General features: G+C 52.6%; 19 protein-coding genes and 4 pseudogenes. 15 read left to right on the forward strand and 8 right to left on the reverse strand.

Going from position 1 to position 21949, the window contains the following annotated elements; translation table 11 throughout:
* Positions 1-356 precede the first annotated feature (356 nt).
* Complete coding sequence (locus GJ633_RS00010; protein ID WP_156586106.1) at positions 357-1217, forward strand: TrmB family transcriptional regulator; 861 nt, start codon at positions 357-359, stop codon at positions 1215-1217.
* A gap of 54 nt (positions 1218-1271) precedes the next feature.
* Here the strand turns inward: GJ633_RS00010 and GJ633_RS00015 are convergent, their stop codons facing one another.
* Both GJ633_RS00015 and GJ633_RS00020 read right to left on the reverse strand, forming a co-directional pair.
* Entirely contained in the window at positions 1272-2285 is a 1014-nt protein-coding gene (locus GJ633_RS00015) for an NAD(P)-dependent oxidoreductase (RefSeq protein WP_156586109.1), read from the reverse strand.
* Positions 2286-2289: 4 nt separating this feature from the next.
* Positions 2290-3258: an NAD(P)-dependent oxidoreductase gene (locus GJ633_RS00020; RefSeq protein ID WP_156586111.1), complete on the reverse strand. Its 969-nt coding sequence runs from the start codon at positions 3256-3258 to the stop codon at positions 2290-2292.
* Between the two features lie 129 nt (positions 3259-3387).
* Between GJ633_RS00020 and GJ633_RS00025 the strand changes: the two genes are divergently transcribed.
* Entirely contained in the window at positions 3388-3660 is a 273-nt protein-coding gene (locus GJ633_RS00025; RefSeq protein ID WP_156586114.1) for a type II toxin-antitoxin system HicB family antitoxin, read from the forward strand.
* On the forward strand, positions 3657-3911 hold the full coding sequence (locus GJ633_RS00030) for a type II toxin-antitoxin system HicA family toxin (RefSeq protein ID WP_156586116.1): 255 nt from the start codon (positions 3657-3659) through the stop codon (positions 3909-3911). The genes GJ633_RS00025 and GJ633_RS00030 overlap by 4 nt, the downstream gene beginning before the upstream one ends.
* 9 nt (positions 3912-3920) lie before the next feature.
* On the opposite strand, the gene GJ633_RS00035 is transcribed toward GJ633_RS00030, so the two are convergent.
* Positions 3921-5102 (reverse strand): NAD-dependent epimerase/dehydratase family protein, encoded by a 1182-nt coding sequence (locus GJ633_RS00035; protein ID WP_156586119.1) that lies wholly within the window; start codon positions 5100-5102, stop codon positions 3921-3923.
* An 81-nt stretch (positions 5103-5183) separates the two neighbouring features.
* Here GJ633_RS00035 and GJ633_RS00040 point away from each other — a divergent pair, with 81 nt between their 5' ends.
* The 4 genes and pseudogenes from GJ633_RS00040 to GJ633_RS00055 all read left to right on the forward strand — a co-directional run bounded on the left by GJ633_RS00040 (position 5184) and on the right by GJ633_RS00055 (position 9154).
* On the forward strand, positions 5184-5333 hold the full coding sequence (locus GJ633_RS00040) for a hypothetical protein (protein WP_156586122.1): 150 nt from the start codon (positions 5184-5186) through the stop codon (positions 5331-5333).
* Positions 5330-6077: pseudogene (gene aglF / locus GJ633_RS00045) on the forward strand (UTP--glucose-1-phosphate uridylyltransferase AglF). Before GJ633_RS00040 ends, aglF begins: the two are co-directional and overlap by 4 nt.
* A gap of 142 nt (positions 6078-6219) precedes the next feature.
* Positions 6220-7641: a sulfatase-like hydrolase/transferase gene (locus tag GJ633_RS00050; protein WP_156586124.1), complete on the forward strand. Its 1422-nt coding sequence runs from the start codon at positions 6220-6222 to the stop codon at positions 7639-7641.
* Between the two features lie 13 nt (positions 7642-7654).
* Entirely contained in the window at positions 7655-9154 is a 1500-nt protein-coding gene (locus GJ633_RS00055) for a flippase (RefSeq protein ID WP_156586128.1), read from the forward strand.
* A gap of 10 nt (positions 9155-9164) precedes the next feature.
* On the opposite strand, the pseudogene GJ633_RS00060 reads toward GJ633_RS00055, so the two are convergent.
* Both GJ633_RS00060 and GJ633_RS00065 read right to left on the reverse strand, forming a co-directional pair.
* Positions 9165-9461, reverse strand: a pseudogene (locus tag GJ633_RS00060) (IS6 family transposase); the annotation flags it as partial.
* 1324 nt (positions 9462-10785) lie between these two features.
* The gene (locus GJ633_RS00065; RefSeq protein ID WP_156586132.1) at positions 10786-11121 is read right to left on the reverse strand and encodes a hypothetical protein; all 336 of its coding nucleotides are present in this window, start codon (positions 11119-11121) and stop codon (positions 10786-10788) included.
* A 415-nt stretch (positions 11122-11536) separates the two neighbouring features.
* Here GJ633_RS00065 and GJ633_RS18380 point away from each other — a divergent pair, with 415 nt between their 5' ends.
* The 3 genes from GJ633_RS18380 (at position 11537) to GJ633_RS00085 (ending at position 14910) form a co-directional block, all read left to right on the forward strand.
* Positions 11537-11647 (forward strand): glycosyltransferase family A protein, encoded by a 111-nt coding sequence (locus GJ633_RS18380; protein ID WP_394351107.1) that lies wholly within the window; start codon positions 11537-11539, stop codon positions 11645-11647.
* A gap of 737 nt (positions 11648-12384) precedes the next feature.
* Positions 12385-13266 (forward strand): glycosyltransferase, encoded by an 882-nt coding sequence (locus GJ633_RS00080; RefSeq protein WP_156586136.1) that lies wholly within the window; start codon positions 12385-12387, stop codon positions 13264-13266.
* Between the two features lie 480 nt (positions 13267-13746).
* Positions 13747-14910: a glycosyltransferase family 4 protein gene (locus GJ633_RS00085; RefSeq protein WP_156586138.1), complete on the forward strand. Its 1164-nt coding sequence runs from the start codon at positions 13747-13749 to the stop codon at positions 14908-14910.
* Between the two features lie 121 nt (positions 14911-15031).
* Here GJ633_RS00085 and GJ633_RS00090 read toward each other — a convergent pair.
* The 3 genes and pseudogenes from GJ633_RS00090 to GJ633_RS00100 form a co-directional block, all read right to left on the reverse strand.
* A pseudogene (locus GJ633_RS00090) lies at positions 15032-15348 on the reverse strand (IS6 family transposase); the annotation flags it as partial.
* A 209-nt stretch (positions 15349-15557) separates the two neighbouring features.
* A pseudogene (locus GJ633_RS00095) lies at positions 15558-16699 on the reverse strand (ISH3 family transposase).
* Between the two features lie 72 nt (positions 16700-16771).
* Positions 16772-17914, reverse strand: coding sequence for a glycosyltransferase family 4 protein (locus GJ633_RS00100; RefSeq protein ID WP_156586140.1), 1143 nt, complete (start codon positions 17912-17914; stop codon positions 16772-16774).
* A gap of 416 nt (positions 17915-18330) precedes the next feature.
* Between GJ633_RS00100 and GJ633_RS00105 the strand changes: the two genes are divergently transcribed.
* The 5 genes from GJ633_RS00105 to GJ633_RS18385 all read left to right on the forward strand — a co-directional run bounded on the left by GJ633_RS00105 (position 18331) and on the right by GJ633_RS18385 (position 21899).
* The gene (locus tag GJ633_RS00105) at positions 18331-19470 is read left to right on the forward strand and encodes a hypothetical protein (RefSeq protein ID WP_321168839.1); all 1140 of its coding nucleotides are present in this window, start codon (positions 18331-18333) and stop codon (positions 19468-19470) included.
* A 67-nt stretch (positions 19471-19537) separates the two neighbouring features.
* A complete protein-coding gene (locus GJ633_RS00110) occupies positions 19538-20359 on the forward strand; it encodes a bifunctional 2-polyprenyl-6-hydroxyphenol methylase/3-demethylubiquinol 3-O-methyltransferase UbiG (RefSeq protein WP_197431153.1) in 822 nt (273 codons plus the stop codon).
* 101 nt (positions 20360-20460) lie between these two features.
* Complete coding sequence (locus GJ633_RS00115) at positions 20461-21156, forward strand: DDE-type integrase/transposase/recombinase (protein WP_197431154.1); 696 nt, start codon at positions 20461-20463, stop codon at positions 21154-21156.
* Positions 21157-21204: 48 nt separating this feature from the next.
* Entirely contained in the window at positions 21205-21687 is a 483-nt protein-coding gene (locus GJ633_RS00120) for a hypothetical protein (RefSeq protein WP_156586149.1), read from the forward strand.
* A 5-nt stretch (positions 21688-21692) separates the two neighbouring features.
* Entirely contained in the window at positions 21693-21899 is a 207-nt protein-coding gene (locus GJ633_RS18385) for a PHP domain-containing protein (RefSeq protein ID WP_197431155.1), read from the forward strand.
* The last annotated feature ends 50 nt before the right edge of the window (positions 21900-21949 follow it).

Genomic DNA, 21949 nt, shown 5'->3' on the forward strand with positions numbered 1-21949 from the left:
AGTGCGGGTTCACCCACGAGAACAACCGCCCGACTTCGGACGGACAGGACGTATTCGAGTGCCTGAAGTGCGATTACGGAAAATTCGAGGCGAAAGCCTCGCGCGTTCAGCGCGGGGAGGATGTCAATCGCTGGCGTTTTGTGTGCGTTGCTCGCTGAGTTTTTCCCAAATTTCTGTACAGCCGGCGCCGTCTTCGATGTCGTGAAGATGGTCTTGCTCTCGACCCGACTCGTTACTCATTGTATGAGTAACCAATTGACACCCTCCTATATTAACTTATTGCCGTCACAACGAGTCGGGCACACACAGTCCCACAGAGACGGAGGTTTAATTTCACGTACGGTGATGATCCGGTAATGACCGAGGATCCGAGTAATCTACTCGCCGAACTCGACTTGACGGAGTACGAGGAACGAGCACTGGAGGAGCTACTCCTTATCGGACGAACCTCCGCGCCAGATCTCTCGGAAGCGACGGGAATCCCCAAAGCACGAATCTACGGTGTCCTCGAGTCCCTGGCCGACAACGGCTTTGTCAAGGTGATCCCAGGCCGCCCAAAGATGTATCAATCCAAGCCGCCCGCCGAGATTCTCGATCGCGCAATCGAGGCCCGACGCCAAGAATTTGAGACGTATCAGCACACCCTCCAAGCCCTCCGCGAGGATTTCATCGAGACGTTCCAGCCGCTCTACGACTCCGCCAGCGAAGAGGTTACCCCCACTGAAGAGCTGTTCTACGTCGTTGACGTCGGCGATCCAAGCGAAGAAGAAACCCGTCGGCTGTACCGCGAGGCTGACGAGCACATCGACATCGTCACCAAGAGCTTCGAATACCTCGACGCCGTCGAACCAACACTCGAATCCGTCCTCACCGACGACCGCACCCTCCGGATTCTGTTCTTACACCCGACGCACCTCACGGCAGAGAATCGGTCGATCCAGCGGGAGATCGTCGAACACGTCCACGAATCGTATCCCGGTATCGAGACGCGATTCAGCGAGAACCCCCTCCCGTGGCGGGGCACGATCATCGACCCGAGCATGGACTACGACCGGGGTGCCGCGATCGTGCTCGTCGAAGAAAAAGACATTCCCCTGCATAAGCGACAAGCCGCCGTCACCGAAAACGGCTCGTTCGTGGCCGGCCTTGAACGGTACTTCGAGTTAACCTGGACGTACGAGAGTACCCAGGAATACGCTCCCCCGGACGAGATCTAGCGACCGAACTGGGTGCGTAGCTGCACTGCGCTCGCCTCCAGTTCGGCTTTCGTTTCACTCCCCGTCGGTAGCCGTGTCGCCGAGGAGTCGACGAATTGAGCTCTCAACGGAGTGGGTGGGCTCCCAACCCAGCTCGGTGCGGGCCTTCGTGGTGTCGACGGTGAAGTCCTCCACGAGCGTTTCGTCCTCGCCGCGGGGGTTCTCGACGAGTTCGACGGCGACGTGCTCGCCGCGTTCCTCGGCGGCGATCGCCTGGACGCGTTCGGCGACAGCCTGGACACTCGGGTCCTCGTCGGAGGCGATCTCGAACTTCTCGACGCCCGTCTCGCCGGCGTCGAGCCGGTCGAGGAGGTGTTCGGTGCTGTGGACGTACGCGCGGGCGACGTCGTCGACGTGAACGTAGTTGCGTGATTGCGTGCCCGGCTCGTAGACCGTGAGCGGCTCGCCGCTCAGCGCGCGATTCACGAAGAAGTTGATGACCGTCCCCTTCGAGACGCGCTGGCCGTCGATTGCGTGTTCGCCGTAGAGGTTCGATTTGAGGAAGAGGTGGGCGGGGAACGCGTCCGCGGCGAACGCCTCGATCGACCGTTCACCGATGAGTTTCGTTCGGCCGTACCAGTTGAACGGGTCGCGGGGGTCGTCGACGGCGATCGGGAACGACTCGGGGTCACCGAGCACCGCCATGCTGAACGGGAACACGAGGCCGGCGCCGGTCTTCCGACAGAACCACGCCACGTTGTTCGTCCCCGTGACGTTGACGTCGTACGCGAGGTCCTGGTTCTGTTGGCAGTCGTCGACGCCACTGATGGCGGCGAGATGCAGGACGACGTCGGCGCCGTCGAGGGCGGCCTCGAGTTCGCTGCGATTCCGGACGTCGACGTGGTCGACGGTGACGTCACCGATCTGGCGAACGTCGCCCAGGTAGAAGTTGTCGAGCGCGACGTACCGCCAGTCGGGATGCCGATCGGTGAGGCGTTTGACGACGCGACTCCCGATGTAGCCGGCCGCACCGGTAATAGCGATCTGTGGCGACGCGTCAGTGGGTGTGGGTGACTCGGATTCGGACATGGCGTTAGGTCGTGGGGTGGCTGGTGAGCTGGTCGCTGCGCGTGAAGCTCTCGGCGAGGGTACGGACGCCCTCGCGGAGCGTGCGTTCCGGGGCGTATCCGGTCTCGTCGAGGCGGTCGAAGTTCACGTGGTAGGACGGGCCGGGGTGTTCGTCCCGCAGGTACGTGATCTCGAGGCCGTGGTTGAGCTCGTCTTTGACGATCTCGGCGATGGTTTCGATCCGGTAGTTCTGGTCGGTCGCGCCCACGTTGTAGACGTCCCGTGGCCAGGCGCCGGGGTCGAGGGCGGCGTGTTTGTACGCGCGGGCGGCGTCCGTGACGTGGATGAACGGCCGCCAGTTGCTGCCGTCGCCGTAGACGGTGAGCGGGCGGTCGGTGAGCGCGCGGAACACGAAGTAGTTCACCACGAGGTTGAACCGGACGCCCGGCGCGTAGCCGTAGTTCGTGCTCATCCGGAGCGCGGTCGCGTCGAATCCGTGCTCGGCCTGGGCCTCGCGGACGCGGGTCTCGGCCTCGAGTTTGGCTTCCGCGTACGGATTCAGCGGGTCGGGCTCGACGGTCTCGTCGATGTCGGTGCTCGAGGCCCGTCCGTAGAGGTTACACGAGGACGCGAACACGACGTTGTCGACGCCGAGCTTGCCGGCCGCCCGGACGACGTTCTCGGTGCCGTCGTAGTTGACGTCGAAGGTCTCCTCGCGGCGCTCGTGCGTGCTGTCCGCGCCGGTGATCGCGGCGAGGTGGACCACGGTGTCGACGTTCCGCATCGCGTTCTCGACGTCGCCGTACTCGCGGACGTCCCCGCGGTGGAAGTCGAGCCGGTCGGTCGTGCCGAGGCCGATTCCCATGAGGTTGCGCGGGGTGCCGGCGGCGAGGCTGTCGAGGACGGTGACGCGTTCGACGCGGTCGTCGTCCAGCAGCCGCGGGAGGAGCGCGCTCCCGATGTAGCCGCAGCCGCCCGTCACGAGGATGCGCATATTGGGGTCAAGGGGTGACTCGGGAGGTAAAGCATTCGATACCACTTTCGGATGGTCGATCCGGTTGCGCGCCGAGGCGTGGGCGTCGCTCGAACAGGTTTATGCGTGATTGGGGCGTACGTCACGGCAATGGCGACGAAGGCCAACCGGGACGACGGTCGGCGCCGGGACATTCGCTTGATCCAGAACCCCGACGACCAGTGGACCGCCCGCGACCTGGATCACGAGCTGTCGGCACAGGGTGCCACCCGCGAAGCCGCCCTCGACGCCCTCGACGACGTCGTCGCCGCGGCCCACGGGGACGGCGGCCACCCGCCGACCGACGAGGAGCTTCGCGACCTCGGCGTCGAACCCGACGCGGCCCGCCAGCAGCGCGACGACCTCCCCGACGTGCTCGAATGACGAGGCGGGATTTCTCCGGCGAAGAGATCTATCGCGTGCTCGTCAACGTGGGGGGGGTTCAACACGTCCGCACGACCGGCGACCACCTGATACTCCGGTGGGAGCCGCCGGCCGACCACGATTCGGCGCCGCGCGTCGTTTCGGTCCCGCTCCACGACTCGGTGAGTATCGGGACACTCCGCGCCATCGCGGACAGCGCCGGCGCGGCGGACTTCGACGCGTTTTGCGAGTGGATCGCCGAGAATTCGTAACCGGCGCGGTCAGTCCTCGAGGCGGTCTTCGAGGACGCCGGGCAGGAAGCGGTCCTCGTGGGCCGCGATGACGTCGGCGCGGTCGGTGAGCGTCGCGAAGACGTCCTGGATGCCTGCCTCGAAGTCTTGCGCCTGGTCGCCGATGAGGTCCATGTAGCGGTCGTTCTCGATCTCCATCTTGTGGGTCTCGTCCTCGTCGCGCGGGTTCTCGAAGTGTTCGACGGCGACGTCGAGGCCGTGGTCGGTGCCGACGTCGGCGATGGTGTTCGCGATCTCGACGATGCTGATCGCGCGCGTGACCTGGTTGTAGACCGCGTGGTCGGCGGGCCGGTCGTCGGGGTCGGCGAGCGCGAGCCGGGCGAGCCCCTCGACGGCGTCTTCGAGGCTGACGAAGGGTTTGCGCTGTTCGCCCTTGCCGTAGACGGTGACGGGGTAGCCCGCGACGGCCTGCGCGGCGAAGCGGTGCGCGACGGTGCCGAAGTAGTAGTCGAAGTCGAACCGCGTGTTCAGCCGGTCGTCGGCGCGCGTCTCTTCGGTCTGGGTGCCGTAGACGATGGCCGTCCGGACGTCGCTGACCGGGATGTCGAACTGCTGGTGGGCGAGTCGCATGTTGGCCGCGTCGTGGCTCTTGGTGAGGTGGTACCACGAGCCCGCCATCGCGGGGAAGGGCACCTCGTCGCGTTCGCCCCGGTTCTCCATGGTGGCGCCGCCCTCGGGGATGGGGAACTCGGGGGCGCCGTAGACGCCCGTCGTGGTGGTCTCGACGAAGTGGGTGTCGGCCAGGTCGTGCTCCTCGAGCCCCCACAGGAGGTTGCGGGTCGCCTGGAGGTTGTTGTGCTGGGTGTAGTTGGCGCGCTCGCCGTTGATCTGGGAATAGGGCGCGGAGGGCTGGGCCGCGGTGTGGACGACCGTGTCGGGCTCGTGGACCGCGAGGAGCTCGTCGACGAAGTCCTTGTCCGTGAGGTCGCCCTCGACGAACGAGAGGTTGGTGAGGCCGTGGACGTCCTCGGCGGCGGCGAGGCGGGTCTGGATGGGGGCGACCGGGGTGGCCGAGACGGAGCCGATCTCGTCGACCCACTCGCGGCGCGCGAAGTTGTCGACGAGGAGGACGCGGTCGTCGGTTCTGGAGGCGATTCGTAAAGCTGTGGGCCAGCCGACGTAGCCGTCGGCGCCCGTGAGGAGGATCGTCATGGTTACTCAAGATGTGGGTAAGTGCATCACATCAAAAAGCCATCGAAGAATCCTATCTAGGAGGTGTGCGAGGAGATAACCGTGGGAACCGAGACGGCGAAATTAGTGGTCGAACGCAGAAGCGAGGGTGGTAGAGAATTGGCGAGCGTGGATCTGGAGTCTGATCCAGTCAAGGAATTTCACTGTGGTGAAAAGAACTTTGATGGTGTACCGTATCCGCTAATGACATGAAGGCTGTCGTACTCGCGGCCGGCGAAGGAACGCGACTCCGTCCCCTCACCGAGGACAAGCCCAAGGGGATGGTGGAGGTCGCGGACGAACCTCTGCTCACGCACTGTTTCGACCAGCTGATCGGGTTGGGCGCCGACGAGCTCGTCGTCGTCGTCGGCTACCTGAAGGAGGTGATCATCGACCACTACGGCGACGCGTACGAGGGCGTGCCGATCACCTACGCGCATCAGCGCGAACAGTAATGGACTAGCCCACGCGCTGTTGACCGTCGAGGAGCACATCGACGACGACTTCATGCTGATCCTCGGGGACAACGTCTTCGAGGCGAACATCCAGGACGTGGTGCGGCGCCAGCGCGAGGACCGCGCGGACGCCGCGTTCCTCGTCGAGGAAGTGCCGTGGGACGAGGCGTCGCGGTACGGCGTGTGTGACACGAATCAGTACGGCGAGATCACCGACGTGGTCGAGAAGCCCGACGACCCGCCGAGCAACCTGGTGATGACCGGATTCTACACGTTCACGCCAGCGATCTTCCACGCGTGTCACCTCGTCCAGCCGTCTGGGCGTGGGGAGTACGAGATCAGTGACGCGATCGACCTCTTGATTCAATCGGGGCGGACGATCGACGCGATTCCACTCGACGGGTGGCGCGTCGACGTCGGGTATCCGGAGGATCGCGAGGAGGCCGAGGCGCGGTTGGAGGGGGAGTTCGAAGCGGGTGAGACGGCTGAAGCGGGGGACTGAGTACGTACGAGCCGGCCACGTGGCCCATCGGAGGAGCGTGACAGATATACATAATCTCGTATAATATTCAGTTCCGACACAGATTAGAGAAGTAGATGATAACCAACAGTTTCATACTGCCCATAGAGTGAGTTTAGCGTATATGAAAAGAGAGCAGCCAAATATTCTCCTCGTTGTTCTAGATAGTGTCAGAGCGAAGAATACCAGCCTCCACAACTATCCTATCGAAACAACTCCAAATTTGAATTCCTTCTCAGAAAACGCGACGAAATACACACAAGCGCGGGCACCGGGGATTCATAGCATCGCAAGCCATGCGAGCATCTTTTCTGGCTATCATGTGGAAGAACACAAACTGTTTGAGCATGAATCTAATTTAGATGAAAATAGCAGTATTTGGCCGCAATTAGTACAGGATTATGGATATTCTACTGGACTCTTTTCGCCGAATGTCGTCATTACTGAGGCGTCAAACTTGGCGGAGCACTTCCAGTATACCGTCGGTCCGAAACGCTTCACTCACCCAGAGTCGGGACTCACGCACCTGGATTTCGAGGATAAGATTTCAACATCAAGATTCATTAAGAGGGCTCTCAAACATCAGAAACCAATCCAGTCTCTAATCAACGGGTTCAAATATAAATTCGAAGAGCTAACTTCGCAAGATCCAGAGGCTGAACAAGCCGAAATATATATATCCGAATTTCTTGACTGGCAAGAAGATCAGGAAGGGCCGTGGGCGGCGTGTATCAATCTGATGGACGCCCATTATCCGTACGTCGCACAACCAGAGTTTAGACTCTATGATGACGAACAACTTCGATCGCTTACAGAATATTTTGAACCTCCGATGTCTCGGCAGATTTTATGTGAGGGGAGATGGTGGGCGCTCTCTGCGTTGGAGTGTCTATACGACGAATGTATTAGACAGGCCGACGCAGCGATTAGAACATTATTAGATAGCCTGAAGAGAAACGATCAATACGACGACACCCTTATTATTGTCACAAGCGATCACGGCGAAGCCTTCGGGGAGTTCAGCCAAGTTTCACCACGGGTTCGACTGTGTGATCACAGTTGGGGGATTCACGAAGTACAAACACACGTACCATTAGTGGTGAAACATCCGGGACAAACAGATAGCGAGCGGATCGATTCGCCCGCCTCCTTAACCGAGTTCCCCGCAGTAGTACGTAAATCGATAGCCGGCAATGACTCTTTATCTTTCGTTCCCGAATCTGGACGAGTACTCTCCTCAACATATCGCGTTCCAGAACCGGGTATCACACTTCCAAAAACGGTGAACAAGGATGATTACCTCGGTCCTTGGAGAGCTGTGTATGAGACCGACGGCACGGTAGTTATTAAGTATTCAACACATAGAGAAGACGGTGCGACGGTGACGATTGACTCCGCCCAAGAGTACCACACCGTCGCGCGAGAATACCCTTCGAGAGTAGATGAGATTTTTTCTAGATTGAATGATTCGGGGGTCAAATCTGGTCTCAACGATCCAGACGAGGAGATAGAGGATCGTTTAGAAGCTTTAGGATACATGCGATGATGGCGGGTCATAAATGAGCGAAGAACGCTCCACACTCGGCGTTGTATCCGGTGGAGCAGTACTATTTTTTGTCGGAAAGGTGGCCTCGAACGTATCGAACTTTCTGTTACAGATCCTTCTGACCCGTACTCTGGGTGCCGCATCGTACGGTGTGTACTCGTATGCTCAGACGATCCTGTCGGTCGTCGGAGTGTTCGCTCGACTTGGGGTGACGGAGTCGATCATGCGGTTCGTCCCGGAGTTCGAAGACAAAAAGACTACACAGGGAGGATATATCACGATTGCGTTCAGCACGTCGATCATCGGGGCGATCGTCGTTTCCGTACTGCTGTTCAGCTTTGCTGGCCAGATAAACGAACTAACACTCGAGAATCCACTCTTTACCGATGTCCTCCGAATCCTTGCGCTATTTCTCCCCCTCCAGGTGAGTATACAGGCAATATCCAACACGTTCCGGGCTTTCGAAGACGCAAGAAACCAGATCTTCATCAGAGATGTCCTCGTTCCGGTATTGAACGTCGTGTCGGTCGCGATAGCGCTCATGCTCGGAGCGACGATCGTCGGGGCAAGCGCTGCGGTCGCGTTCGCTGGTCTCCTCGCGGTGGCGATCTCTCTCAGTTTGCTCATCAAACGGATCGACATCCACGTGAACTTCGACATCGGTCGAGAAGAATTATACGAGTACTACAATTTCTCCATCCCATTGACGCTCACTGCCGCGGGATCGCTTCTATACACCAACGTTGATCGATTGATGATCGGCTACTTTCTCGGTGAAGTGGAAGTCGGAATCTACGGGGTGGCGATAGGACTTGCGACTGTAACTGGGCTAGCCCTGTCGGGGTTGAATCAATTGTTTCCTCCGATCGCGTCGAAACTACACTCTCGAGACGAGCGCGAAGAACTCCAGAAGGTGTTTAAGACCGTCACGAGGTGGAGTTTTACGCTGTGTTTGTTGCCCGCAGTACTGCTGTACACGTTTCGACTCGAGGTGTTAGCGCTTTTCGGGTCCGAGTTCACTCGTGGTTCCGTCGTACTGTCATTATTTGTCGCGGGTCAGATAATCCGCAGCGCGGTCGGACCGAGCGGATACATGCTCATGATGAGTAAACACCAGTACGTTGTGCTGTTCAATCGCTGGTTCCTCGGGGTTTCAAACGTGATCGCGAATTACATCTTGATCACCAGATACGGGTTCGTGGGGGCAGCTGTGGCGTCCGCTCTCACGCTCTCCTTGGTCAATTTATTTCGAATTCTTGAACTTTGGATTTTGGAGCGATACAACCCGTACACACGGCGATATTTGAAACCAGTCCTTGCTGGCGTAATCGTGGTCGTATTGATGCGTCCGATACGGACGGCGTTACTCGGATACGGCATTCCAGAAATACTGCTGATTATGTTTGGAGGCATCAGCGGAACGCTCGGTTTCGTCGCTATTATCTATTTTCTTGGGATCGATCAGGTCGATTACGAGATGTATCGTGAATTAAGAGGAATCGAGGAGGAGTGATCCGTCATGTTCAGATAAGCTGATTCCATGCAAAAGCGAACGGTCTGAGCCACTTGTCAGCAGTTTCTGATTCAGCGTTGCTAAACAAGTTTAAAACTGACAAATCTGTGTTCTACCTCACGAAAGACACGTTCGACGGCATTCCGATTCTCATGTGTGACGTGTTGGAATCGAAGCCCCTGACGATGACAGGCTGCGTGTAACCATACGCATTGTCGACGAGAAAGACCGCGTCGTCAGTCTGATATTTATCACGGAGTTCTGAGAGAAACATCGAGCTGATCGTGTTCGTTCTCGTCGGGTAGAGCGAACGTGGAGCAAGCCCATCAACAATTTGCTACACAAGAGCGTCCGACAATGTGGTACTCTACGTCGTAGCCTTGATCGACGAGTTCGGCAACTCCGTCGATCGGTATTCAACACAACACTCTTATTAGCTCTGTATTTGATCCCACTTGCTCCAAGCCATCTACTCTATAGACAGCGTCAGTAATAAGTCAAACCACCCGGTAACTATAATGTGGTGTCGTACTCCTCACCAGAACGGATCCTCATACTAATTGAGTCCCTGATTTTAATAGCCGTCGCTATTACTATCTTGTTAACGCCAGCCGCGAACGGTTATGAGATTACTATCTATGATGGCTTCCCACTATACTTTTTTATACTCTTATTCGTTTCGTTCCTGATTGGATTTGCGCTTATTATCAATCAAGATTTGCTGACTCGCGGTGGATTATGGAAGTTGGGTCTCGGGATTACGTTACTGTCATCAATGATTTTCCTCTCACTACCAGTGATTCGTGGCTATCACCTTTTTTTTATCCTCGGATGCGATGTTCCACGCCGGTCAAATCAAACATATTCTCAACACAAACCACGTATATGAGGGTCTCATTTATCCTACACTACACATATTTGTGTCGATTACAAGTATAGTTACCGACCGTACAGGAGTCCAGATGCTATACCTAATAGCAGTTCCTTTTGTTGTGATGTCCGCTGGGTTTGCGTATCTAATTGCACAGGGTCTGGACTACAACTTCAAGACACAGCAATTCGTTTTTCTGTTATTCTTAATGAGTGCTCTTCCGGGATCGCTGAACACCTCTCCGTTTTCCTTATCAGTCTCATACATCATACTCGTCCTGTACCTCGCGTTTCGGATTGGGCAGACGGAACGATATACATACAAATCAATTTTGGCCATTGTACTGATATCTTTAGTTTTCTTTCATATTCTAACGCTTATCTATTCGATTGTACTGGTCGGACTCATTTATATAGTTTCTCGCAGTACATCGATAGATATTCAAGATTATATTAGACGGGGGCCCCGAAGAATCAGATATCTCTTGGCGGGCAGCGGTATCGCCGCGTACACTTGGCTTTCTCAGGAGATAGGGTATAAGCTAGCAAGTACAATAATCGTCATCTCACCATACGCGTCCCGCCCGGATCAAGGTCGACTGTCAGAGGGTGAGACAAGCGGTGTAACCGGATTCGCATCGCAGCTCCCGGATTTTCTTGAGGGGACTCTTATTGGACAGTATCTGTCAGTTATCATTCAGAGCAGTCCAGCGTTGTCCGATCTCGTTCGCGTTTTTATTTTTTCATACGGTAGATTTGCCCTAGGCGCACTTGGGGTAGCCATTGTTGTTATCTATTACTACTTGTATGATAGATATAGGCGACCACATTTCCCGGTCTTTTTTTATTGTATATGTTTTATCAGCAGTGGCTCGAGTAGCAGGGATGGCATTGAACACTTGGTCAACCACCCTTAGACGCTTCTCAGTAGTTAGTGGGGTGTTTTCGACAATTATAATCGCATTAGGCACCATTAATATTAAAAACAGCAGAATTACAGGTAAAAAAATAATATCTATATTTCTTATTCTGCTTATTCTTTCCTCATTTTCAATCTCATTTGTCTCTGTGTATAATTCGCCAATGAACGGTGACACAAATTTTCAAAGGACAGAGATGCAAGTAGTTGGAGGAGAATGGCTCATTGATCACTCAGAAGACGAGGCTAATTTCCGAGAGTGGGGATTTGATATTCGTCGTTATTCGCAATTCAGAGCTGACCAGTCAACAATACGTGGGTCTGCGCCCGTAGACCACTTTGGATATGACAAACGGGAGCATTACGCAACCGATAAAAACAAGTCAGGTTACTTAACAATTACAAGCAAGGGAAAGATGATTTACCCGAGACTACATCCCGATTATCCCGATAGGTGGCGATATCGTCCGAATGACTTTTCTCGCCTACAATCCGATCATACGATTAACAGCGCCTACACGAACGGGGAATTTATTATATACCGCTATGACTGAAGAGAATCACCCTGAATAATCAAACCAAATGTTGCTGTTGTGATACCGACGTGCAATAGGAATTCTAAATCACAAAGAGTCGTTGATTCAGTACTTAGACAAACTTACGAAAACCGGAGGTTATATGTCATCAATCGCACCAAAAGATAAGGTCACGTTTAGTTTGATGTGAATTGTGGTAGACGGCGACGGCTTCAAGCCAATTTTGAGCTGTCTCTTGCTCAACATTGCTGAAACTATTCGCAAACGATGATGTTCATCGTCCTATTTCCCAAAATACACCTTCGATGGCATTCCGGTTTCTATGTTGAATGACGTGAAATCGATGGCCGTCTTCAGCGAGAACCGATTCGAGATAGTCTGCGTCATCAACGAGGATTTCCACATCATCGAGCTGATAGCGCCGGTGTAGTTCGGTGAAAAACTATCGTGTCGTCTGTTTATTTGTGGTCGGATAGAGGCTTACGTAGATGATTTCGTTCGTCTGTGGATCAACCGCCCCGTATAGCCAGAACTTCTGACCGTGGAGGCGGATCATCTTTTCGTCAACACCGAGTTGATCGTCGGAGAATGTCGAGATCGGCTTTATGAATTCAGTTGTGGGTAGCGACATGACCCCGACCGATCCCAAACGTTTTGAGATACTTACTTACCTCACGCAGTGATATACCGACCAAGAGACAACGGATCCCTATTCCAATCGCCCATCGCGGCGTTCGATCTCGCTCCACAAACGACAAGTCACTCCGAGCGATACGTTCGCTGAGGCGCTCGGCTTCGGCCAAAGACACTCTGAAATCGAGCGGCTCATCCTCTAACTTAACGCGACACTTACGACAACAGAGATTTTAATATATATGAACAGAGTGTATTTACGGAATAGATAGATGATACCGAAAGTTTCCGTAGTAATTCCCACCTATGGCCGCTTAGACTCATTACGTCGCGCAATAGAGAGCGTTGATACACAAACATACGATAATATTGAGATAATAGTGGTAGACGACGATCCTGATCGAACTCTTCCCGACTTTGAGACTGACTCTCCGATTAGGATTATTGAACATACTGAGAATAGAGGTGCTCCTGTAGCACGTAACACAGGTATTACAAACTCAACTGGAACATATGTTGCTTTGCTTGACGACGACGATGAGTGGCTACCACAAAAGCTGGATCGACAAGTGGACAAACTCCGCTCGCTACCAGACTCGTACGCAATGGTGTATTCAGGAGCAGAGTTTATACGAACACATTCGACTACAACCCGAAAACCCTCTTTTGAAGGCGATATTCTTGACGGTCTACTCTACTCAAACTTTATTCCCAGTGCAACCCCTCTTATACGACGACGATGTTTAGATAGAGTCGGACTTTTTGACCCACAACTGAGGAGTAAACAAGATCACGATTTGTGGGTTCGAATCGCAGAAAAGTATCGAATTGGTGTTCTTCCTACTGTTCTTGCCACTATCCATCAAGACCACGAAGATCGAATCAGTACAGACTCTCTAAGATTATACCAAGGTATGAAAAAATTTCTCAAGAAGCATAATAAAAAAATGAATTCAAGGACCCTAGCGGTAAATATACATAAGCTCGGTGTGTATTCTCTGCCGACTCAGATTTCTGATGACCCACAGAAATATTTCATTAAATCCCTTCGCCATTATCCACTAAACATACCTGCTGTTCTGTATCTAATTGCTCTCCAATTCCCTCCTATAATTAAAAAACATATTTTACAAATCAGGAATTCTTGTCTGTGAGAAAATACCTTCATTGATAATACCTACTTAACTCGCTCTTCCGTAAACTGGCGGAACCAGGAGCATTAGTGCCTCTGGCCAGGCAGAAACAGATATACACAAAGACCGCCCTGCCTTCGAAGGGTGTCAATCTTAGCGTGAAGAGTGCGGTAGAGCATGATTGAATTGGTGATTCGAAGATGCCCAGCCGCGTGGTTGCGAAAGCACACGGGTCGCGTTAAGTTAGTATCAACATGGCTTCCGTCATGCGATTTTGCTGAAGTGTTCTAGAATGTTGTAGCGGATCGTGTTCTGCGGATCAACGGGAACTGAGAAGGTAGATTCTGTTTCTCCCGGAGATACTACCCATCTTGAGTGTGTAAATTAGCTTTCCTGAACCTGGCGAGTATTCTCGCCGTCTTGCGTTTCTGCGTAACTTAACGCGACCTATTATAGACTCATAGGATTTACAGGCGAACCTCCCTTGAGATATACTAGCCCATGAATAAGAGGAAGAACCCGAAGCCTAGAATCGGCATTGTAGTTATCTCAGAACAATTAACTGAGAAGGATGCGGCGTTCACTGCTATACAAAACTTCATCAATATTTTTGGTGAAACGACAGAATCAATAACCATCTTCGGTCCCGAACGTACGGCGATTAAAGATGATCAAGTATATCTCCAGAGTATGAAACGATACGGCCGACCCACACTCATTCATGAATTTGTCTATCATTTCTATCTTCAGTTACGGCTTACATTCGCACTTATCAGAAGTAGAAATGATATGGATGCTGTATTCTTTCACTTAGGAGGGACCGTTCTTTTGTTACCAATTCTGTTCTCCCGAGTTTTGGGTCTTAATCCAATCGTAATAGTCACCGGGTCGGTTAAAACAAGCTACATAGAACAGCACGAACAGACAATTGGAACGAAAGTTATGACAGAAACTATTGGTGCTCTTGAAAAAGTGTCTTGTGGACTGGCAAGTAAAGTGGTTTTTCTTTCTGAAAGTATGAAATCTGAGTTCAGGGAAATAAATGACGATCGTATCACCGTAGCTAATCTTAATTACATTGACACCAGTGACTTCGATAGTAAAATTTCTGAATCAAAACGAGAATATGACTTGATTTATCTCGGTCGTTTCGAGCGAGTCAAAGGGGTCAAAAAATTCGCTCAGGCTGTCTCTATTCTTGTAGAAAATCATTCTGATATTCAGGTCGCATTTGTCGGTGATGGTACGCTCGGCTCAGAAGTGGAAAATATTATCACCGAAAATAACCTAAATGACAACGTTGAGCGCTTGGGGTGGGTTAATAGAAAGAAAGTCAAAGAACTTCTTGGTAACTCTCGGTATCTTGTGTTACCTTCTGAATCAGAAGGTGTTCCAAAAACACTGCTTGAAGCGATGTCGTGCGGTACAGTACCGATCGCGACTCAGGTTGGTGGTATTCCTGACATTATCAAGCACGAGGAGACTGGGTTTTTGCTTTCAAGTAATGAACCAAACCAGATGGCAAGAGAGATTGACCAATACATTAAGAAGGAAATGTGGGATAATCTCAGTTTTCATGCCCGCGAATATATAATTTCTAGATATTCATTTGAGAATTCTAAAGAAAGGTTTAGATCAATACTTCAAGAGGCGCTGTCTGATTAGTCATGTTAAGAGATTTATCAGTCTTGATGGTCATTGCCAGATCGAGGCTATGTAAGCGTGTTCGCTCTTGTGTATGTAGTGTTCAGATAAGCTGATTCCCTGCGAAAGCGAACGATCTCAGCTACTCGTCAGCAGTTTCTGCTTTGGCGTTACTGAAACAATTTGAGAAATAGGTAGTTCGACGTTTATCCCACGAAATACGCGTTCAACGCTGTTCCGATTTCCATGTCGTTCGTATCTAAAATCGAGGTCATGTTTGCGACAGGCTCTCTGAAGTGAAGCTGATCCATCTACGAGAACAGTCGCGTCATCCATGTCGTGTTTGTCACGAAGATCAGCGAAAAACCGATCTGCGAGAGCCTTATTTGTCGTTGGTTCAAGCTGTGTATGGAGCAGATCGTTCGACTCGGGATCGACAGCAGCGTACAGCCAATATTCAGTAGCTCACAAAGCATCCTCGGCTAGCTGTTTCTGAAGCCTGAGTTCTGTGACGGAGCGGTTGTACTGGTGGTCTCGACGAGAGAATCTTCGACGAACAGACGGAGAGCTGTCGCTGTCGACGGCGGATGCCGCCGACGCGACAGCGTCGCCACTCCTGGGAAGGCTAGCTTGGTCGGAGATTATCGGGTAAACCGGTCGTCTGGTGGTCAGTTTGCGGGGACGGCCCGACGCGTCGCGAGGGCCGTCCACGCTGCCCATCGAATCATGTTGATGAACTCCTTGAACGACCACTGCCAGAGGTGACGCCCCCCCCACGGCGGGGCGTCACCATGTATTCCCAGTATAAATACCGCCAGATATTCTGTAACAGCAAGATTACCACGACGTACAGCAGCCGTACGACCGGATTTTGTGTCGAGGTCGTCGCGATACTTTGTTCGGAGAGTCGATAGCTCGCTTCGATACCGAAGCGTTTCGCATAGTGGTATCGAGCGTCTCGTGGTGAGTCGATGAACGGCGCGTCAGCGGCGTAGCCGTGACGCGCCACGGCGTTCTCGTCATACTTCCCGTTTAGGTACGTACAGTCGATATAGACCGGAAACTCGACGGTCCAGCTGTGACCGTCGAGTTTCCCTGTCAAATCGTGTTGGATGACGCGACTCCACCCTTCCGAGAGTTCCTGCTGAATCGCCTCACCCCACCGGATGATCGGGACAACGTACGCGTAGTTGTGAGCTTGAAGCAACATGAGACACTTGCTGTCGTAGAATCCGCGATCGAGGTAGACGGTCTTGACCTCGGTGTCAAGGCCGTCGAGAACGCCAAGGAACTCAGCGAGGACGTTGCTGGCGGTGTCGCCGTCTTCGAGACGGCACACCGCCAGCGTGTAGCGTTTGTTCTTCACACGCGCGTAGAGTGTAGCGTAGGCGTGGAATGCGGTGGTTCCCCGCTTCGCTTCCGAGTGAGAGGGCGTCTGTGTCGTCTTCGTCACCGTAGTAGGGCCGCAGGTGGAGGTCTACACAGATCTCCACCTGCTCGGGAAGCAATTCAACGATATCTCTTCGAAGAAGTGTGTTAGCGACTCGTTCGAGCCGTTTCGGCTCGAACTTCGTCCGGAGGTGGTAGAGGATCGTGTTCGCAGACGGAGAATTTTCACTGGAGCCACACGTGTAGAGACCGAGGTCCTGTCGGCGCAAGCACCGACGAGGACCTCGTAGATGTCCTCTGTATCGATTTCAGCGTTGTTAGCGAGGTTCAGAGAAACTTCCTCGTCAAGTTGGTTGACGAGGAAGTTAAGGAGCTGGTCTTCGTGGATTTCACTGTCTGCTTGCTTCTGGTGTTTGGACACATCTTCAGCAAGCAGACGTTCTAACTAACCGGCTTTGTGAGGTACTGAGACTCGCTACTAAACTATATTTTATCATTCATTCGAGATAGCAGATCGATAGACTGATTCATATCGATCTGCAGCAGCATTAGCAGTAAACGTGTTCAGAGCTAGTTCTCGTGATGCTTTCCCTATTTTTTCCCACTCATTTTGGTTTTCCAAAGCGGTCTGCATTCCGGCGGCAAGCTGTGCAGTGTCGCCAGCATCAACTATCCAAGCGTGTTCGCCATCTTCTAGTTGTTCAGGTACAACACCGACATTTGTAGTTACTATGGGTTTTTTCATCATCATTGCCTCCATCAGGGTCATTGGACCCGTTTCAGAGTGGGAAGGCAGTACAAATATATCAATGGCCGACAGAAAACCTGCTATGTTTTCTTTCCAGCCTAGAAAGTAAATTTGATTCTCTAATTTTCTTCTTGAAATCTGTTTTTGGAGATTCTGTAAATAATTCAGTCGAGTTGAAAGCTTTTTACCTACTATCAAAGATACCGTGTTGGGATACTCATCAGCAATGTGGTCAAATGCTTCTATAAATGTATCATACCCTTTCACGGGACTTATATTCCCAACAAGTCCAATTTTTATGCTGTCCCCTTCTAGAGGAATGGACGATTCAAAACTAAGTGGTTTTATTCGTCCAGGATCAAATTTATTCTTATTGACTGTTGGATATATTTTAGTTGGTTCGATATTCCTGAAGTAGTGATCCTTTACGTTTTCAGCGCTAACGACGATCTCATCGGCGTAACGTTTCGCTGCGCGGGAAACGATGTTTACAAATGGTCTTGGAAGTGTAGCATCATTGAAGTGCCAGACCAGTGGTACTTCACCGGAGACTGCCGCGCCAACACTCTGTAGACTCAGTGTACTTCGGGCGTTTACCACGTCAATAGATTCATTATGAATTAGACTTTTGATTTTTTTAACATTCTTAGGGAACGACGCGACATATCTCATATTATTTGATATATTTCGAAGAGGGGATATCATACCGATGTCTAACTGATGGACAGCGAAACCTTTTTTTTCTAATGTATTTGGATATCTATCGTGTCCTTGTGGAACAAGGAATTCTGTTTTTATCCCTTTATCAGAGAGAACTTCAGCGACGTCCATAGCTGATTTTTGCGGCCCACCTAACCGGGGGTCTGGAAGGCAAACTAATACTTTCATGTCAGGTACTCATTTGGTTGGATATTAAATCTGGGGATGAAATACAATTTATTGAAAAGTAAAATAGTTGAAATGATTTCAGTTTTCTACACTAACAAGGAGGGTGTCATAGAACTCTTCTCACACCTCGTTGACTGACTTGTGGATCGCTCAGTACAGAAGTCTCACGCACTACGGAAAATGAATCACTTGCCGCCCCGCTCGGGCGTGTATATAGCGGCTCCGCAGTCGACTCGTCGGGAACATACTACGCGCTCCACGTCGATCCCGATCCCATCGAGATTTACAAAACTGACACACCGGCGGACCCCAACTCGTGATCGGTTGCCAGCACGCTTCCGAAAGGCGGCAGCGACAGGCTCTACGACATTCACGTCACACAGAACGGCTCGCTTCTCGTTGGTACTGGCGGCTCTATCTACCGATCTGCTGATGGTGCGGTTTCGTGGGTGGAGGTTCAGAACCTCACGCAACAGCACGTCTGGAGCTGGGACGAAAATAATGCTGGCGAGATCCTCGCAGTCGAGCGAAAGGCGCAAGAAATCTTAACCAGTAATGACGATGGTCAATCGTGGTCGTCCTTTGCGACAATCTCCACAGACTTCCCCGAGTTTTCGGATCACATTCACAAAGCGGCGTACCACCCAGTGAACGACAACATCATTGTGACGGGCGGTGACGGCCCCGATTATTTTTACCGCTCGACAGATGGTGGCTCGACGTGGGATGAGTTTGCCGCTCACCTCGGCCAATATGTCGCAATCGCTCCGGACCCTACCGACGGCAGTATCTACTACCTCGGCCACGACAAAAGCAGCACTTCCGGGGATGAGGACTTCGGCGTTGTCCGTGTTGAGGATGGTGGCGGGTCGTCAGTCACGCAGACGATGGTCCAAAGCCTAAATCCAGAACTGCGGACTGGGATCGCAGCGGGGTCTTTTTCGATACACACGGTGTATGACGAAGGTTCTGGCCGGGGGTACTATCTCGCATCGACGCTCGAACAGGAGTCGAACCTACTTCTCGCGTCAACGAGTCTTCAGGGCTCGTCGTGGCGGGCCATTGGCGCAACCTCCCACTGGACCGGCCAGACGACGACCCCGAGCGCGTATCAGACCGTGAATCTCAGCGAGACGAAGACCGCTGTCGGAGGGGATATTAGCGTCAACATCGTCGATGCGGCAAATCCTCTTTACGGAACACCCGCAGACCTCCCCATCGAAAAGCGCGGTGTCCGAGACACCCTCACCTTCCGCGATAATGAGTCCCGAATCAGGCATTCGGGCGACGCTTCATTTGTTGACTTTTTATACGCCTCGCCAAACGAAAGCGACGATCACGTATTGCGGTATGGCTTCGGTGGCTGGATACTACGCAACCAGACGGCGGGGAGAATCAACTTCAAGCTCAACGACGACGGATTGCTTGAGCTTCGCGAGGGAGAGGTCGTTACCCAACAGCCAGGCGATGGGCTTCGAGTGACGACGCCCGACGGGTCCGCTGAATACCGAATTCGTGTTGATGATTCAGGAAATGTCGTCACAGACCAATTGTAACCGCTTTCGTCTTATCAGATATCTGTCTTTGATAAACTTTATTTCGGACTGTTCACATCAGCTTGTTATGACAACGAGTCAGGAATTCGAGTCTGCTTATGACTCGATGCTTCGGCAATTGGAGAGACAAGACCAGCGCGACAAGAGCTCGATGGGCGAAGATCAGGACTACGAGCAGTTCTATATGGAAGACCATCGCGAACGGTTTGGTTACATCTTCGAGCGCATTCCCAGTTCGCGTAGCGACCTCAGAATCCTCGATGTCGGACCGACGCCGTTTACGTTCCTGCTAAATGACTTGCTGGATGGAAGTAGTGTCTCGACGATAGACTTCACGGATCTGATGAAAGAACGATCCGAAGATCAGGGTGTCGATCATGTCGTCCACGACCTCAACGAGGGGACCGTTCCGTTCGAGGACGAACAATTCGACCTAGTCATCTTCCACGGCGTCCTTGAACACTTGTTAGTGCCCGCTCAGAAGCTCATTGACGAGTTCGCGCGTGTTCTCGATGCTGGCGGGCGGTTCATCCTCGGAACACCAAACTTCGCCACGCTGAAGAACAGAATAGAGCTACTCTTAGGACAGAACCCGCAGGAGATGATCGAAGAGGAGCACGTCCACGGAGTGGGTCACGTCCGTGAATTCACAGTGGGAGAATGTCGCCAGCTGGTGCGAAACGCAGGATTGGTTGAGAAGGAGGCCACCAACCTCTATTACAAATCGATTGTGACGCATATCAAGAATACGCCGTCCAAATACGGCTACTTTGGGGATATGCCAAAACCACTTGTGTTAGCCATCGCAACTGCCTACTACCTCGTGACGCTCGTCACCCCCAACTCCCGATACCACGCGTTTGTCGTTGGGGACAAACCTCGGCCTTGATCGGTCAGTCCTGGTCAGAAGACCGATTACGGGGGTATCAGGAAGAACAATTACAAGAGATCATTGAACACGCTTATCAAAACGTTCCGTACTACCGGGATTTGTTCGACAAGCGAGGGCTTTCACCATCTGAGATTCAGACGGTAGATGATCTCTCAAAATTACCAAGATTGACGAAGGACGATATTCGACAGAATTACGAGCGGCTTCAGGCGCAAAATATTGATGACGCGATAGTTAACCACACAAGCGGCTCCGCCGGTGAACCATTCACGTTCAAAGAATCAACCGACGTAGAGCAGGTAGAGCGAGCGTTTATCAATCGGGCGTTTAACGCGCACGAGACAGATCATCGGTTGGCGCACCTCTTCGATCCAGATCCCGACTACCATTCGACTGTCGCTATCGACGAGACCAAGCTGAAGATCGAAGAGACCGAGATCTACGTCTGGGCTGCAGTCGATGTGGAGACGTTCGAAGTCATCCACATCGAGGTCTCTCCCGGCCGATCTGACCTCGACGCTTTGCTGTTCGTCAAACAAGTTCTCAAGCGGTGTCGTGGTGAACCAGTTGTTCTCGTAGATTGTGGACCGTGGTACAACTGGGCACTCGATGACCTCGATCTCTGTGACTCACGTCGTGAAACGTGGGAGGAACGGTCTCTGGTCGAAGCCTGGTTCGGCCTTCTCAAGTACCGAACCAGGCTCTTCTATAGCCGGTTCCCCCACAATAGCTCCTGGAAATCAGTAGACCGCTGGGTCAAAGCCTTCGCAGTTCTCCACAATGCCATCATCTAACCTTGACACCCTCACCAGTGTAGTGAGTCATACAAATACCATGAGAACTTGGAGTACGGGGTCGTCGAAATTGTAGACCGTGACGACGGGACCGGACAAATCGTTGGCACGATCCTCTGGAACTATGCGATGTCGCTTATCAGGTACGAGATGGGCGACAAGGCAACCATCAACAAAGGATCGACCACTTGTGATTGTGGCCGCGGGCTACCGCTGACCGTCGAACAGTTTGAGGGACGAACAGACGACATCCTTCGGACTCCCGATGGGCGACTATTGCCCGCCGTCAACTTCTACACCCTGATGTACGACATCGAAGGTGTTGAGATGTTCAAACTCGTCCAGACTACAGTTGACCACGTGGAGGTACGGCTGGTCGTGTCGGATTCGTATAATAAGTCGAACGAAGCGGAGCTTCGATCCGGGCTACCAGCGCGTGGGCGACAACGTCGACATCCAAATTCAGTATACGGATATTATCGAACGCGATTCCGACAGCGGAAAGATCCGATGTGTCGAATCGAGGATTAATTAATATGATCGCGGACCTCCACGTCCACACCGAACATTCACATGACAGCTGGGCAACCGTCGAAAATGTGCTTGATACTGCTGAGCAACGTGGTCTCGAAGCGATCGCAATAACGGACACGATACGGTCACGGGCGCAAAGGATGCCCGTCAACTGGCTGATGATCGCGATATCACGGTCATTCCGGGTGTCGAACGAACCGTACCTGTAGGGAAACACGGCGTTCATCTCATCGGTCTCCACATTGATCGGCTCCCCCCG

It is taken from the genome of Halorubrum sp. CBA1125 (genome assembly GCF_009742825.1).
Classification (GTDB): domain Archaea; phylum Halobacteriota; class Halobacteria; order Halobacteriales; family Haloferacaceae; genus Halorubrum.